The following is a 14,563-nucleotide window of genomic DNA, read 5'->3' as shown; positions in this document are numbered from 1 at the left end:
TTGATCCGCTTTTGTTATTTCAAAAGGCTTCTTTGATTTTAGAATTTCGCTTTAAATAGAAAAGTAAAGCGCAAATGAGAATCATACAACCGATAAGAAATTGAAAAATGATATTGGTTTGATTAGAGAAATTCCCTAAAACATTGGTAATAATTCCTGTTCCAATTTGATTGGCTGCCATTAAAAAACCAGATACCAAAACGGACAACGTTGGAAATTCTACCGTTCCCCAACCAATAGATCCCGGAAATATACTTCCCATGAAAAATCCGACCAGAAATAACATGAATATGATGATATTGATATTTGGATAAACCAATAATAAAAGAAGTAATCCTGCAACAACCAAAGGGGAGAAAAGGAATACATAAGAGAGATCATTATTTTTTGAAAAAATCCCGAACAATAAACGATTTAAAGCAATACCGCCCCAAAATAAAGAGAGTCCTAAACTGGCTTTATTATTATCCAATCCTTGATTTTTAAGAATGATCGCTCCAAAACTTCCGAAAGTCCCTTCAATAAATCCATACAAAACAATGGCAATAAAAAATATCCATAATTTGGAAGGAATTTTAAAGTGATTGGGAAGTTCGAAAAATGTTCCTTTTTCCAGTTTTAAAAATAAAAACAGGATAAAAATGATGGTAACTAAAACAAAGATGCTTGCCGGAACATACATCCAATTGTTTACATTCCCTATCAAATTCATCATTAATGGAGAAGTTGAAGTTCCCAAGCCCACCAAAAACTGCAATATTAAGATGGCGGAAGATTTATTGTTTTCAAATAAGCTTGCTGCTAAAGGATTTAAAGTAGTAATCGAAAGTCCGAAACCTGAACCTGTGAATGCCACCAAAACCATTAATACAGGAAATAGCAAAGAAGTATCCTTCATAAAAAACTGAAGCATCCATAAGATCCCCGTTGATGCTATCATTAATAATAATCCGGTTACCAAAACAATTTTAGGACCTACTTTATTCACTAAAAACGGAGCCCCTAAACACGAAACGATAATACAAATCACCTGCGGAATAAACAAATTTCCAAATTGTGATGATGAAAGACCAAACACCGAAGGATCTGTAAAAGCGTTTCCCAATGCAGGAAATACCACAAAATTAACTCCTGTAAAAAAAGCTAATAAAAAGATGATGGTGATTTGGATTGTTCTTGAATTCATGATGTCAGAACCTTATTTTTCAAATAGTTTCCGACTCTCAACGCCATGGCAATAATTGTCAGCGCAGGATTCACTGCCCCACTTGAAACGAAAAATCCACCGTCAACAATATATAGATTTTCAAGATCATGTGCTTTACAGTTGGTATCAACCACCGATGTTTTAGGATCCAGTCCCATTTTTGTTGTGCCGTTTTGATGAGCAGGTGAAGCGATATCCATTCCTTTGCTGAAATAAATTCCTTTAAAAAGAAATGATTCAAACTTGCCGGAAGCTTTTAATGCTTTAATCAGTTCCGATTTCAACAATTCATGTCCTTTTTCATTATTTGAGCTATAACTAATCTTTATTTGTCCATTTTCTACCGTCACTCTATTTTCAGGATTGGGTAAATCTTCTGAGGTTAACCAAAAATCAACCGCATGCTCCGCCATTAATTCAAATGTAAAACCTGGCGCCGCAACAGGACTATCTGCCTTAATCTGATGTTCATCTGATTTCCCCAACATCTGGATATGCCCTAAAGGAAATTCATAGCCTTTGTTTGCATGGTAGAAATCATTAATTCCAAATGTTTTTCCAAATTTTGTATGATTGGATTCGGTGTACAATGCCACCAATGCTGTATTTTGATGAAACATATAATTTCTTCCTACCTGATCTGAAGAATTGGCAAGTCCATTGGGAAATTTATCACTTTTACTTTCTAACAGAAGTGCCGCGGAATTGATTGTGCCTGCGGAAAGAATAACGATATCAGAAGTCAATGTCTTTGTTTCGCCGTTTTGTTCTACCACAATTTCAGTGACCTTGGTTCCTTCTTCATTTGTATTCAGTCTCAACACTTTTGTATTGACCATCAATTCAACATTTGGAGATTCCAATGCTTTTGCCAATGAACAAAGATGCGCATCTCCTTTTCTTTCAGCAGCATCGGGAAAGCCATCAAAACGGTCTAAAGTGTAAGGCGCATTAGCGCTTTCGTGAGGTTTAAAATTAACCCCGATTGGCAAGTTAAACGGATGCCATCCATAATTAAATAGTTCATCAACCACTTCCTGAATTCTTGGTTCATGCGGCAAAGCCGGATTTGGATAAGGCTCTGCATCAAAAGGCTCGGTAGGATCTGATCCTCTTTTACCATGAACATGAAATAGTTTTTCTGCTTCAAGGTAATAGCCTTTTAAATCTTCATATTGAATAGGCCATGCAGGTGAAGTTCCGCCATAATGCTGTATTTCTTTAAAATCTTCTTCTCTTAAACGAAACAAAGCAGCCCCATAAAACTTGGTATTCCCTCCTACATTATAATGCATTCCCGGACGAAAAGGTTTATTATTTTTATCGAGCCACAGTTCTGTTGTGGTATATCTGTTTTTTTCAAAAACTTCTACCGAATCCCAATTTTCTTTTTCTACAGGTACATAATCGCCTCTTTCAATAACGAGAATTTTTTTTCCGCTATCGGCTAATTGATAAGCCATTGTTGCACCTCCTGCCCCACTTCCTATAATGATGATGTCGTACATATTTTTTAATTTGATCTATCTAAATTAGAGATTAAAAATTAGGGGTAGCTTAATAAAAAATTAATTTTCAATTGATTATATAAATAAAAAACCATCCGATGATGGATGGTTTGCTATAATTATGATAAATTTTGTAAATGTATCTGATGATTTTTTTGATATCTCATGAGTCAGGTTCAAAAGTTGAATATATTTTTAGCTCTGTCCTTTTACCTTGAAGCAAAAGTACCAAAAGTTCAAGACTGGAATCTTTCGCTAAAAATCATGGCTTGAATAGTTAAAGTTTTATTTTTTCAGTTGTTGGATCAAAACATCTTCAATAGCTGCTTTTTCAGCGATCACTTTATCCGAAACCTCATTGGGAATCGTCATAGAAAGAACGTATTGTTTTACTTTCCAATCACCGTTTATTTTTTCTACCACTCCGGAACCACGGCAGATCTTCATTTGAGTATCCAATACCTCATCAAACCAAGCCAGCTTTCCATCTTTACTGAAAGAGATATTTCTTTTTAATGAAGTGAAATTCCACGTTTTCTTTTTGTCGAAATATGGTTTTGCCCAAACCATAAATTCCTTTTTATTCCAAACTTCGGTAGCATCTGTTCCGATGAATGTAGATTCATCAGCAAAATAATTAAAATACGTATTGAAATCAGCCTTTGCCGCAGCTACATTAAAACCATCAAGCATGGCATTGATCTGCACTTTATCTTTTTCAAATTTCACTTCTTTTGATTGTGCTGAAATTCCTGTAAATCCTATTAGGAAAAGGATAATTACGTAAAGTATAGTTGTTTTTTTCATATTTAAATTATTACGAAATCTGTTGTTTTAAAATTTCATTTTAAGAAGTCTAAAGTAAACAAAAACATAATTATGGAGAACGAAAATTTTAGTTATTCTAAGATTTCCTTTTTCTCTGATCAATAATTATTGTTGAGTGTAGCCAATACAAAATAACGTTTCTCCTTTATTCACAGGCGGAGTACCTACTTTATATAAAATGATTCCGTCTGAATTGGAAATAATATCTTCCTTTTTCTTTCCAAATTCATCGGTAATAAATCCTACAACTTGGTTTTTCTTTACTGGGTCACCACTTTTAAAATCACTGTAGAAAATCCCTTCTACAGGAACCTTTATGTAATCCTGCTGATTAAGAAGTATTGGTTTATTGTTATTTTTAATTTTTGCTTTACTTTTCACATAGTTCCCGGAATATTCAAGCATGTTGTAAACAGCATTTTTAATCATTTCTACATTTTCTTTTTGAACAGTTCCTAGTTTTCCGGCTTCAATACTCAATGCCGTAACCCCTTGTTGAGTCGCCTGCTTGAAAGCATATTTTGCAGGCTCTGCTTGTGTAATATTATATGGATAGGAAACAATATAATTGATTTGTGACTGAGCAGATAAATCATGAGCCAATTTGGTATTTTCAGGTATATCTTTTCTGTTGTAATAACAAACAAAGGGTAACAAATCTTCGTTTGCATCCCCTCCATGAATATCTAAAAATATAGTTGAATTTGAAATAATTTCTTTCGTGATAATATTCGCTATCTGATCTGTAACCGTGCCATTTGCCGAACCTGGAAAAGCTGTATTTAGATTTTTCTGATCTAAAGGATTGATGAAAGGCGTTCTTTTTTGAAAAGCTTCAACATTAGCAATTGGAACAATAATTAAAGTTCCTTTTACATTTTCTTGTTTGATTTCCTTTAGTAATTCCTGAACTGCAATGATTGGTGGATATTCGTACCCGTGAACCCCAGCAACAATACTGAAAACGGGGCCTTTTTCTTTTCCTTTAATAATAGTAACAGGTAAATAAGTTTCCTTTAAATCACTTTTAATGATGAATATGGTGTCTTTTCTGAATGCTCCTTTTTCATTTATCAATTGGTTTACGGTTTGGCTATGCATCATTACTCCCCATCCTATTCCGCATAAAAAAGCCATTTTTGAAATAAATTTCATAGTTAAATTTTCAAAATTGAAGTCTTAACTTATTGCCATATTGCACAACAAGTTAAGACTCGATATGATTAAAATTATTCGTTAAAAAAAATCTAATTATTGTATTTTCAATTACTTCACAGGCTTCACAGAAACAGCAAAACCACCACTTCTCACCATTTTAAAATTAATCTTAGATTTACTCGTAATTTGCTTTTTATAGATGTTATAACTTTGAGGATTATTAATATAATCGGCATCTTTTCCATCTTCATAGATCGTAGCTTCATACTTTTCACCTTTATTTAAGAAGGAAAAATCTACGGTATAATCTCGCTTATTTTCATCGGTAATTCCTCCTACAAACCAATCTTCTGTTCCTTTTGCCTTTCTTGCCGTGATCACATAATCACCAGGTTCTGCAGATAAAATTTTTGTATCATCCCAATCTGCTGCTACATCTTTAATAAACTGGAAAGCATCCATGTGCTTTTTATAGTTTTCAGGTAAATCGGCAGCCATTTGAAGCGGCATGTACATCGTAACATACAACGCCAATTGTTTCGCCAATGTTGTCTTTACAAAACGTTTATCTCCAGGGAAATAATAATCTAGTTTTGTTTGGAAAATACCTGGGGTGTAATCCATAGAACCGCCCATCCATCTTGTAAAAGGAAGAATCGTCTGATGGTCCGGATTATTTCCTGCGAATGCTTCATATTCTGTTCCACGAGCTGCTTCAGCAGAAACATAGTTCGGATATGTACGGCTTTCTCCTGTAGGACGCACTGATTCGTGAGAGTTGACCATAATCTTATATTCATTGGCCTTCTCCGCAATTCTATAAAAATGATTGATTGTCCATTGAGAATAATGATGTTCACCTCTTGGAATAATATCGCCAACATATCCTGTTTTCACGGCATCATATCCATATTTATTCATTAATTGAAATGCTTTGTCAGACCATCTTTCATAGTTCGTTGCAGAACCCGAAGTTTCGTGATGCATAATCAATTTTATCCCTTTAGAATGAGCATATTCATTCAACATTTTAATATCAAAATCAGGATAAGGTGTAATAAAATCAAAAACATATTCTTTGGAATGTCCGAACCAATCTTCCCAACCGATATTCCAACCTTCGATCAATAATCCCTGAAAGCCATTTTCTGCCGCAAAATCAATGTATTCTTTAACTTTCGTATTATTTGCTGCATGTTTTCCGTTGGGCGTTAACTTCGAAAAATCAGTTGTATCTAAATGAACATTTTCTGCGGTAGAATACGCCCACTGAGATTTCCCGATGATCATTTCCCACCAAACACCCATGTATTTTGTAGGATGAATGTAAGAGGTATCGGTATATTTTGTTGGTTCGTTCAGATTAAAGATCATTTTTGAATCCATCACTTCTTCCGCTTTTGGCGAAACAATGATTGTTCTCCAAGGCGTCACAGACGGCGTCTGAATATATCCTTTTGCACCTTGCCTATCTGGTGTAAGATGCGTTTTAAATTTAAAATCCTGAGCATCCACTTCCAAATGGGAAGCCGGATAATCTAATACTGCCGCTTCTGCCACATTTACATATAATGGATTCTTTCCTTCTTTTTTAAGCATTAATGGAGACTGAACGGCATTTTTAACCAAAGCCTGAGAAGCGTTCGCATCAAAAGCCTTATCCCATCTTCCCGGAATTTCAGAAATTTTTGTTTCCTGATATCGATATTCCTGAGAGTCGTAATCGGCAACCATCCACCAAGCTTTCATGTCTGTAGGAAAATCAAATTCGGTATCTTCTTCTCTGATAACAAAATAGTTTAGGTTTTTCTGCTGCGGAAATTCATATCTAAATCCTAATCCATCATTAAACAACCTGAATTTTACCACAATATTTCTTTCTGAAGAAGCTTGGTGAAGCGTTAATGCCAATTCGTTATAATGATTGATATAGTTCTTCTTTTCTCCAAGTACAGGTTGCCAGGTTTCATCTTTAGAATTTCTTTTTTCATCTGTCTTTGTGAAACCATTATTCAGATCAAACTTTGTATCTTCACTCTTTGTAATTTCTGAAGCAAATTGTATAGAATTGTCTTTAAATAACCTTAAGCCTAATTTAGAATCTTCTACTACAACTGCTCCATTATATTTGAGATTGTAATAAGGAATACCTTCCTTTAATTGAAAATTCATTTCAAATTTACCATCAGGCGATTGTAAAGATTGTGCATGCAAACCTCCAAACATCATAGAAAACAGAACTGCTCCCATTGTAATTTTCTTCATAATGACTAATTATAAGTTTTAAAAATAATGAAAGTGTCTCGGTAAAGCAACCTTTCGCTCTATAAATTCAACATCACGGGCTTTTAATTTTGATATTTTTGGTATTTCTATACAAAAGAGCTTATAAAAATTCGCTTTTCAAATCATTTCACAGCATATTATTTTGAATAACAGTAAACTATCCAACGTAATTTTTATAATCGCTATTGAGTTTTAACTTCATCTAATCTCTCAATTATAAAAAGACTTGAATGATGATATCATACTATCCTCAAAGCCCTACTTATATTTACCTTTTCCTCGAAATCAAGAAGATTTCCCCACCAATTATTGCTCAAAAACGATCCTTTCCCTACCTAACACTTGTCAGTCGTAGAACTACTACAAAATATAAAAAAGTCCTGAAAAAGTTTTTCCAATTAAAATAAGACTTCTATATTTGTTACAACAATGCATTGAAAAACACAATATTAACAATTTAAAGATTAGAAATTATGGCGGAAAAAAATTCAAGAGGAATTTTAAAATTCAACGGAAGCGAGGGTCAAAAGTTATTAAAACTTAATTACAGTGTCGCTAGATCTACAGACGTTTCAGGACGTGTAGCATCAGACCCATCAAACGCAATTATTAAACTAACAATCGAAGCTACAGAAAAATCTGATATCCTGGAAAGTTTGCTTAATGGTAAATACAAACCAACTTCCGGAGAAGTTACTTTTAACAAATCTCATGAAGAAGGAACATTAATTACTTTGAGCTGGGAGAACGGCTATGTAATCCAGCATGAAGTAGACTTTGATGCAGTAGATCAAAACAGTATGCTGATTAGTTTTATAATAAGTGCAGAACAGATTAACTATGGAAATTCTGCTTACGAAGGTCTTTGGCCAAGTTCTTAAGCGTAATCATTATATAGAAAGGCTATCATTTATGATGGCCTTTTTTTACCTCATCTCATTTTAATACTCTATTTATTTTATGAAATAGTAAAAATTATATTACACAACACAAAAAACACCAATATGAAAAATAATAAAAATGAAATTCCTTCTAATGAGGAGTATTCAAAACTTAGAACACCTTCGTTTACGCCTGATAACAATGCGAAAAGCATTTCGGAAAATAAAATTTCCGGAATCAACAGAATGGTAGAACTGGAAGTACTTGCCGACGGAAAAACCATTAAACATTTCAAACATTTTAAATTAACGCAAAGTGCTGTCAAGCATCATGAATTTGAAATCATTTTAGCGCATGACAGTTTAGAGGAGCGCCAAAGTTATCATTTGGAAGATGCTCATAAATTATTAGGAAAACGCTTAACCGCTACTTTCAAATACAAAGGCGTAGATAAGAGCCCCGATAGATCTTTTGTGGGTGTTATTAGCTCAGTAGCATTTAGCCAGGAGAAAACCAGCTTAGGAGATATCGTTCTTAAAGGATACAGCCCCACTATATTATTAGATGGCGCACCCCATACACAAAGTTTCGGGGGTGCTCAATCAGTGAACATGGGTATTATTGCCAATGAAGTCATTAAGCAAGGAATTGATACGCAATTTTATGATGTGAACATCAATACCAATGACAGCTCACAAATTTTATACAGCAGTCAGTACGACGAAACCCATTACAATTATTTGGCAAGAATGGCTGAGGCTTATGGAGAACAATTCTTCTACGACGGTTCTGTTCTGCATTTCGGAAAACTCTCCCAACCTAATACGCCCATAGAATTAACTTATGGGAGCAATGTAACAGAAGTTAAAGTTGAGTTGAATGTAGCCCACACGAAGCCTCAATTTTACGGTTATAACAGCAGCAAGAATGAAAAACTTAGTTCAGGAGCCACACCTATAAAACATTTAGGAGATCTAGCCAGAACAGCGTATGAAAATAATGATAAGATATATAAAACACCTTCTTTAAGAGTTGCCCCCATAAAAGCAACAACCCACCTTGACGTAGAATATTCCCAGAAAAGTGCTTCGGGAAGTAAAGCGGTAGATGTATTTGTAACATCAGGTTCTACTACAGAACCTTTCCTACATCCGGGTTGTGTAGCCAATATTTCCATGCGGGAACAGGACTCTAATAAAACACGTCATCTCACAACGCTTATGATCACAGAAACGACTCATGAAGTAGATGCCCGTGGATATTATATAGGAACTTTTGAAGGAATTGCAGAAGGAACAGGCTTCATGCCTACCCCAGGTTTTATATCACCTATCGCTCAGTCGGAAATTGCAACCGTCATTTCAAATACTGATCCTAATGGGCAAGGAAGAGTAAGTGTAAGATTCGACTGGCAAATCAATGACACCACCGATTTCATCAGAGTCATGAGTCCGGATGCAGGAGGAACAGATCAAATTAATCAAAACCGTGGATATGTTGCGATTCCTGAAGTAGGTGATCAAGTGATGGTTAATTTCCAACACGGACACCCCGACAGACCTTTTGTGATGGGTGGAATGTTTCATGGAGGGACAGGTTTAGGGGGAGGAATCGATAATAAAGTAAAGTCGATTCAGACAAGAAGTGGACATAAAGTAGTCTTTACAGAAGACGAAAGTATTATTATCTCTGACAAGAGCGGAAATGAGATCCATCTGGACACCGTTGGAAAAAACATTAATATCACCGCTCCGGAAACAATGACCTTGAATTGTAAAAATATGAACATTAATGTTAGTGAGAGTATGAATATGACTGTTGGAAATAACAAAAGTATAACCGTTGGAAATGACATTACAATTTCTGCAGGTAATGATATTGTAGAAACCGCAAAAGGTGACCGAATAGAAATGTCTGATAATCGGACAGAAATTGTAGATGAAACAATATTAAGACAATCAAAAAAATCTGAAACATTTTCTAATTCTATAGATATCAGTACAACCCAAGAAAATATAGTAATGCAAAGTGCTAAAACAATTGAATGGAATAGTGGTGAAAAATCAAATCTTTTTTAGTTATGGCAATTATAAAGACTTCCAAGAACATGATTATAAAAACAACAAATAAAGAATCTGTTGTTTGTGGAAAAAAGATTGAAGAAACTACAGAATCGAAATGGGTCGAAGCTATAAATGGAAAGCTTGTATTAAGTACCCCTAAAAAAATATTTTCAAATGGAAACAGGAAATAGTATTGGTGATTATAAACCCGGAAGACCTAGTATTAATCATACTATGATATATAATGAAAATATTGTAGTTGTTGGTGCAGAGGTTCATGATAAAAAAATACAAAATAAATTAATGTTCATGGCGCAAGCTATTAGACGTGTCAAAATATCAAGTGTACAAACTGTTATTTATTTCAAACAAGGCTATTCTTCTAATATGATAATTGAATTTGAAAAATCTTTAAAAAACTATAAGAAAGATATTAAAATACTTAGCATACATAATATTTCAGAGTTATTCAACTATATTAACACTGGATATAAAACCAAAGGTAATGATTATAGGACAAAGCCTGATGTGTATGGAAATATTTATAAAGTTAAAAATATCTATATTTATTCACACGGACTCCCTAGTAAAATAACTTTTTTGTTAGATTGGGACCTTTATAAAGAACAAAATAAAATTGCATCTAATGAAACTGCTCAAGCAAATGAATTAAATTTAAAAAATTATAAATTAATAAGTCAGAAAGTTTTTAATGATGCAAGTATTTATAGTTTTGCGTGTAGAACAGGTATAAATGAAGAAGATTCAACTGACGTAGAATTGCTTTGGGGCGATGGAAATAGTTTGGCTCAAAATCTAGCAAATTATTTAAAAATTGATATTTACGGATATGCAAGGCGTTCAAATTATGAAGAAACTTGGGGTAATTGGGCAGATAGAAGATTATTAAACATGGCAGATTTTGATGAAAAAATATTTCCTAAAGAAAGGATAAAATATGATGATGAATTTAGAGATTATAAAAGCAAAGAAATTTTTCTTGATGATAAAAAGTATCCATGGCAACCACAAGGAGCATATAGAGATGTTAAAGCTGGAGACACTCCTAAAGGACCTCCGCAAAAACTTTTAAAATACACATTTAAAGAATGAAAAAAAACTTTTTAATACAAATTACACTGGGAGTTTTAATTACAATGATATATTTTATTGTACTGTATTACAATGCTTTTTTAGATGATTATTGCTTTGACTTTAATGATTGTAGGGAAATAATAATTTATAATTTAATAAAAATATTATTATTATTTCTGTTAGCAAATTCAGTTTGGTTATTTAATATCCAAAAAATTAAAACTGTCTTACTACTTATAAGTAATTTATTATTTTTTTCTTTCTTTATTATTGGTAATGAGGCTTTCTTCTGCACTCCTTTTATTTTAAGTATTGTTTTATTTCATTTAATTTACGTTAATATTCATGAAAAAAACATGACATATTTGGTAATAAGTAATATCATCATTTTTATATTACTAAATTTCATGTATTTATCTTTTGAAGAATTTTTATCAGGAATTCCTTTTTCGTTAGAGGAAATAAAAAAGTCAGGAAATCTTTTTGGAAATTACATTTTGATATCAGGAGGAGCAATGACTTTTTTAACTATATCCTCCTTATTGATCACCTTTAGAAAAAATAGAAAATCATTCTAATTCTTCAAAAATGTAATAAAATCTTTTCTACTTAGTATAGATTTTTTTATCTCAGAAGTTGAAGATCAGGTAATGGTTAATTTCCAACACGGACATCCCGACAGACCTTTTGTGATGGGGGGAATGTTTCATGGAGGGACAGGTTTAGGGGTGGTGTAAATAATCATCTAAGATCCATACAAACCAAAAGCGGAATCAAAATTCTCTTGAATGATGATGAAGGCAGCGTGAATATTATTGACCCAAGCGGAAATACATATTTGATGGATGGACAGGGTAATATTATCCTGACTGCTCCAAAAAATATGACGTTTAATGCGGGAGAGAATGTAACGATTAATGCAGGACAAAATATTACCTCAAGCGCAGGGCAAAATATCTCGGAAATAGCTGGGGCTAATCACACAAGTAGTGCAATTGGAATGATGTTACAGAATGCCGGAGGTGATTATTCTTTGCTTGCAAAAAATATTATGGAGATTGCACAAGGAGAAAGAAAATCAAAAGCGAAAGAAGTAACTGATCAATCTGAGAAAAAGAAGATTGTTTCAGAAAAGAGAAATGATATTCATACGAAGGGAAGCTTTGATAATAATAGTGGTGAAAAATCTAATATGCATTAAATATGGCAGGAGGAAAAATTACCCGAATTATAGGCGGGTCAAATAACATAGAATGTGAAAGTTGGACAGTTTATACTAATCAATTTTCAGTATATGCGGGACAAGAAAGCCATTTTACTGCAGATGAAGGAACCAATTTTGGAGATCCTAAGGAAGCACCTACTTCTTACAAATATTTTGAAAAAGGTTGGTGGACTAATGAAGATGGACAAGAAATAAAGGAAGCTCAAATTGGAGATAGAATAAAGTTTCATTTGAAAATGAAGAACATCAAATCTCCTAAAGGTAAAAAAGTAAATCTTGAACTAAGGGAATGGGATGATTTTGATCTTCTTATGTATATAGTAAGTTTTATGAATAAAGAACTTGTGGGTCATAAAAATACTAAAGAATATGAAACTATTAACCTTGTAAGTAATACATCGAATGGAAATGTAGTTTTAACAGATTGGGAGTTAGATGAAAATTCCGAAATAGTAGTCAATTTACTATTAGATGAAGACAGTTTATCCAAAATGATTAGCAATGACGAAGGAAGAGATTTAGAACTTTTTTTTCGATGCAGATATATTGATGAAAACAACCTACCCGAAATTGCAGAACTTCCTTGGGAAACATGGAATTATCTAAAAGTAAAACCCAAACCAATTGTTGAGCCTATTATTTTTGTACATGCTTCAAATGAGCATTTATTACCAGCAATCTATTCCACAGAAGATGGAAGTCCTTGGTATGTTAATACTTTTAAAACGGCAATAAAAAATGGATTACATTCAAATAAAATTAATACTTTATCAAAACCATATACAGGTGATATAAAAAAAGAAATGACTTCTTTTGAAAAACAAGCATACAAAATTGCGATAAGAAAACTGGAAAAAGGTGAATTAATTTTCAATACAGGAAGAAAAGGTACCACATCAAGATACTATGAATTAGATATTTCTCAAATTGATAAAAATTTTAAAGATAAAATAAAAGTTGGTGTAAATAGAGGTACAGGAATCCCTGGAGAAACTTCAAAAGGTATAAATCAGCTTGAAGCACAATCACAAAGAGGATTAGCTGGAACGATAAAAACTGTTGGGGAAATCGCAGGTATCTTTGGAGTCCTTTCTGATATGACAGCTTTATTGAGAGGTGTTGCTGATCATGAAATTCCAACACCATCTATTATTCCGCCTTTTGTGACAATGGAGGTTAATAAAATGAAGGCTGAGAATGATGAATTTATTATTGAAAATTGGAATAAACAATTGCAAATAGCAATTAACGAAGGACGAAATTCAGTTAAGCGAGCAGTAGATTCACCGCTTAATAAAGATTATAAATTAGGATTTAGTTTAATTGATATTTCAGAACAACTTCTAAATAAATTATTAAAAAAAGAAATATTTGAATATAATAAAAAATCGCTAGATTTTGAGAATTATATGACAGATTTAAGTAAGGGTAATGTTGAAAATTCTATATTGGTTCAAAGTATTGAAGAAAAGGATAAATACAATCGTTCAACAGTTAATCATTATATTATGCTTTATATATAAAAGATTTAAAAATATGAGAATTATAATAAAATTTCTAGTATTCATTCCATTATTATATTCTTGTCAAAAATATAATAATATACCCTATGATAAAAAAGAAGAGATTTTGAGACAATTCCCTGTTGAAAATACTAACAGGATGGTACTAGATTCTTTATGGATAAAAAGGGATTCTCTTACATATTTACGTCTAAAGAATCTTGATCTGATATTAATGAATGAAACTTCAAGTATTCCCAATTGGATTGGAAGTTTTGAAAAGATGAGAATATTTCAAATAGTTAATGAAAAGAAAAAAGTAAGCAACATTCCGAATAGTATAGGTAAATTGTCAAAATTAGTCGAATTTAATATTTCAAATAACAGTGTTAATAGTTTACCAGATTCTTTTTATACTCTTAAAAATTTAACTTATCTTGATTTAAGTAATAATCCTATTATTTCAATAGATAATAAAATAAGTTATCTTTCAAATTTAGAAAGTATTAATTTGGATCATACTTTTATCAATAGCTTACCTCTTAATATTTGTAAATTACAAAAGATAAAATATTTTACTTTAGAAAATACTCCTATTTCTGATTTACCAAATTGTTTAAATAACATGTCTAATCTTGAATGGATTAATATTTCAGGAACTAAAATAACAGAAATACCCATTGAGATTTTAAGTATCCCAAAATTAGAAACAATTAATGCAAGGAGATTAAAGTTAAAAAATTACAAAGAAGTAAAATCTATTTGTGAAAAAAGGAAAATTAATTTTTATTATGATGAAAAAAAATAAT

The 14,563-nt window shown here is 32.5% G+C and carries 14 protein-coding genes; 9 read left to right on the top strand and 5 right to left on the bottom strand.

All coding sequences use genetic code 11. The features are described from left to right. Positions 1-19: 19 nt before the first annotated feature. From BUB80_RS01840 to BUB80_RS01820, 5 genes are all read right to left on the bottom strand, one after another. Entirely contained in the window at positions 20-1,186 is a 1,167-nt protein-coding gene (locus BUB80_RS01840; protein ID WP_073290373.1) for an MFS transporter, read from the bottom strand. Then, positions 1,183-2,715 carry a GMC oxidoreductase gene (locus tag BUB80_RS01835; RefSeq protein WP_073290372.1) on the bottom strand — a complete coding sequence of 511 codons (1,533 nt, stop codon included), beginning with the start codon at positions 2,713-2,715 and terminating at the stop codon, positions 1,183-1,185. The genes BUB80_RS01840 and BUB80_RS01835 overlap by 4 nt, the downstream gene beginning before the upstream one ends. Positions 2,716-3,000: 285 nt before the next feature. Next, positions 3,001-3,522: a nuclear transport factor 2 family protein gene (locus BUB80_RS01830; RefSeq protein WP_073290370.1), complete on the bottom strand. Its 522-nt coding sequence runs from the start codon at positions 3,520-3,522 to the stop codon at positions 3,001-3,003. A gap of 126 nt (positions 3,523-3,648) precedes the next feature. Further along, complete coding sequence (locus BUB80_RS01825) at positions 3,649-4,698, bottom strand: succinylglutamate desuccinylase/aspartoacylase family protein (RefSeq protein WP_073290368.1); 1,050 nt, start codon at positions 4,696-4,698, stop codon at positions 3,649-3,651. 111 nt (positions 4,699-4,809) lie between these two features. Continuing rightward, positions 4,810-6,966 carry a glycoside hydrolase family 97 protein gene (locus BUB80_RS01820; protein ID WP_073290367.1) on the bottom strand — a complete coding sequence of 719 codons (2,157 nt, stop codon included), beginning with the start codon at positions 6,964-6,966 and terminating at the stop codon, positions 4,810-4,812. 494 nt (positions 6,967-7,460) lie between these two features. On the opposite strand from BUB80_RS01820, the gene tssD reads away from it, so the two are divergent. From tssD to BUB80_RS01785, 9 genes are all read left to right on the top strand, one after another. Then, a complete protein-coding gene (gene tssD / locus BUB80_RS01815; protein ID WP_073290365.1) occupies positions 7,461-7,868 on the top strand; it encodes a type VI secretion system tube protein TssD in 408 nt (135 codons plus the stop codon). 123 nt (positions 7,869-7,991) lie between these two features. Continuing rightward, positions 7,992-9,947, top strand: a complete 1,956-nt coding sequence (locus BUB80_RS01810; protein ID WP_073290363.1) for a type VI secretion system Vgr family protein — start codon at positions 7,992-7,994, stop codon at positions 9,945-9,947. A gap of 2 nt (positions 9,948-9,949) precedes the next feature. Beyond that, positions 9,950-10,123 carry a hypothetical protein gene (locus tag BUB80_RS23530; RefSeq protein WP_175549555.1) on the top strand — a complete coding sequence of 58 codons (174 nt, stop codon included), beginning with the start codon at positions 9,950-9,952 and terminating at the stop codon, positions 10,121-10,123. Continuing rightward, positions 10,107-11,045, top strand: a complete 939-nt coding sequence (locus tag BUB80_RS01805; protein ID WP_073290361.1) for a hypothetical protein — start codon at positions 10,107-10,109, stop codon at positions 11,043-11,045. Before BUB80_RS23530 ends, BUB80_RS01805 begins: the two co-directional genes overlap by 17 nt. Next, positions 11,042-11,605 (top strand): hypothetical protein, encoded by a 564-nt coding sequence (locus BUB80_RS01800; protein WP_073290360.1) that lies wholly within the window; start codon positions 11,042-11,044, stop codon positions 11,603-11,605. The genes BUB80_RS01805 and BUB80_RS01800 overlap by 4 nt, the downstream gene beginning before the upstream one ends. Positions 11,606-11,620: 15 nt before the next feature. After that, the gene (locus tag BUB80_RS24045) at positions 11,621-11,764 is read left to right on the top strand and encodes a phage baseplate assembly protein V (protein WP_394334052.1); all 144 of its coding nucleotides are present in this window, start codon (positions 11,621-11,623) and stop codon (positions 11,762-11,764) included. 47 nt (positions 11,765-11,811) lie between these two features. Then, a complete protein-coding gene (locus tag BUB80_RS23785) occupies positions 11,812-12,228 on the top strand; it encodes a hypothetical protein (RefSeq protein ID WP_073290358.1) in 417 nt (138 codons plus the stop codon). A gap of 2 nt (positions 12,229-12,230) precedes the next feature. Beyond that, entirely contained in the window at positions 12,231-13,775 is a 1,545-nt protein-coding gene (locus tag BUB80_RS01790; RefSeq protein WP_073290356.1) for a hypothetical protein, read from the top strand. 13 nt (positions 13,776-13,788) lie between these two features. Then, complete coding sequence (locus BUB80_RS01785) at positions 13,789-14,562, top strand: leucine-rich repeat domain-containing protein (RefSeq protein WP_175549554.1); 774 nt, start codon at positions 13,789-13,791, stop codon at positions 14,560-14,562. The last annotated feature ends 1 nt before the right edge of the window (position 14,563 follow it).

The sequence above is a fragment of the Chryseobacterium polytrichastri genome, assembly GCF_900142445.1.
GTDB classification, from domain to species: Bacteria; Bacteroidota; Bacteroidia; order Flavobacteriales; family Weeksellaceae; genus Chryseobacterium; species Chryseobacterium polytrichastri.
This window is presented reverse-complemented; position numbering and strand designations above follow the sequence as displayed.

Excerpts from the sequence above, each read along its gene's own strand:
- BUB80_RS01840 (WP_073290373.1), bottom strand. The coding sequence starts at position 1,186 with ATGAATTCAAGAACAATCCAAATCACCATCATCTTTTTATTAGCTTTT.
- BUB80_RS01835 (WP_073290372.1), bottom strand. The coding sequence starts at position 2,715 with ATGTACGACATCATCATTATAGGAAGTGGGGCAGGAGGTGCAACAATG.
- BUB80_RS01830 (WP_073290370.1), bottom strand. The coding sequence starts at position 3,522 with ATGAAAAAAACAACTATACTTTACGTAATTATCCTTTTCCTAATAGGA.
- BUB80_RS01825 (WP_073290368.1), bottom strand. The coding sequence starts at position 4,698 with ATGAAATTTATTTCAAAAATGGCTTTTTTATGCGGAATAGGATGGGGA.
- BUB80_RS01820 (WP_073290367.1), bottom strand. The coding sequence starts at position 6,966 with ATGAAGAAAATTACAATGGGAGCAGTTCTGTTTTCTATGATGTTTGGA.
- tssD (WP_073290365.1), top strand. The coding sequence starts at position 7,461 with ATGGCGGAAAAAAATTCAAGAGGAATTTTAAAATTCAACGGAAGCGAG.
- BUB80_RS01810 (WP_073290363.1), top strand. The coding sequence starts at position 7,992 with ATGAAAAATAATAAAAATGAAATTCCTTCTAATGAGGAGTATTCAAAA.
- BUB80_RS23530 (WP_175549555.1), top strand. The coding sequence starts at position 9,950 with ATGGCAATTATAAAGACTTCCAAGAACATGATTATAAAAACAACAAAT.
- BUB80_RS01805 (WP_073290361.1), top strand. The coding sequence starts at position 10,107 with ATGGAAACAGGAAATAGTATTGGTGATTATAAACCCGGAAGACCTAGT.
- BUB80_RS01800 (WP_073290360.1), top strand. The coding sequence starts at position 11,042 with ATGAAAAAAAACTTTTTAATACAAATTACACTGGGAGTTTTAATTACA.
- BUB80_RS01790 (WP_073290356.1), top strand. The coding sequence starts at position 12,231 with ATGGCAGGAGGAAAAATTACCCGAATTATAGGCGGGTCAAATAACATA.
- BUB80_RS01785 (WP_175549554.1), top strand. The coding sequence starts at position 13,789 with ATGAGAATTATAATAAAATTTCTAGTATTCATTCCATTATTATATTCT.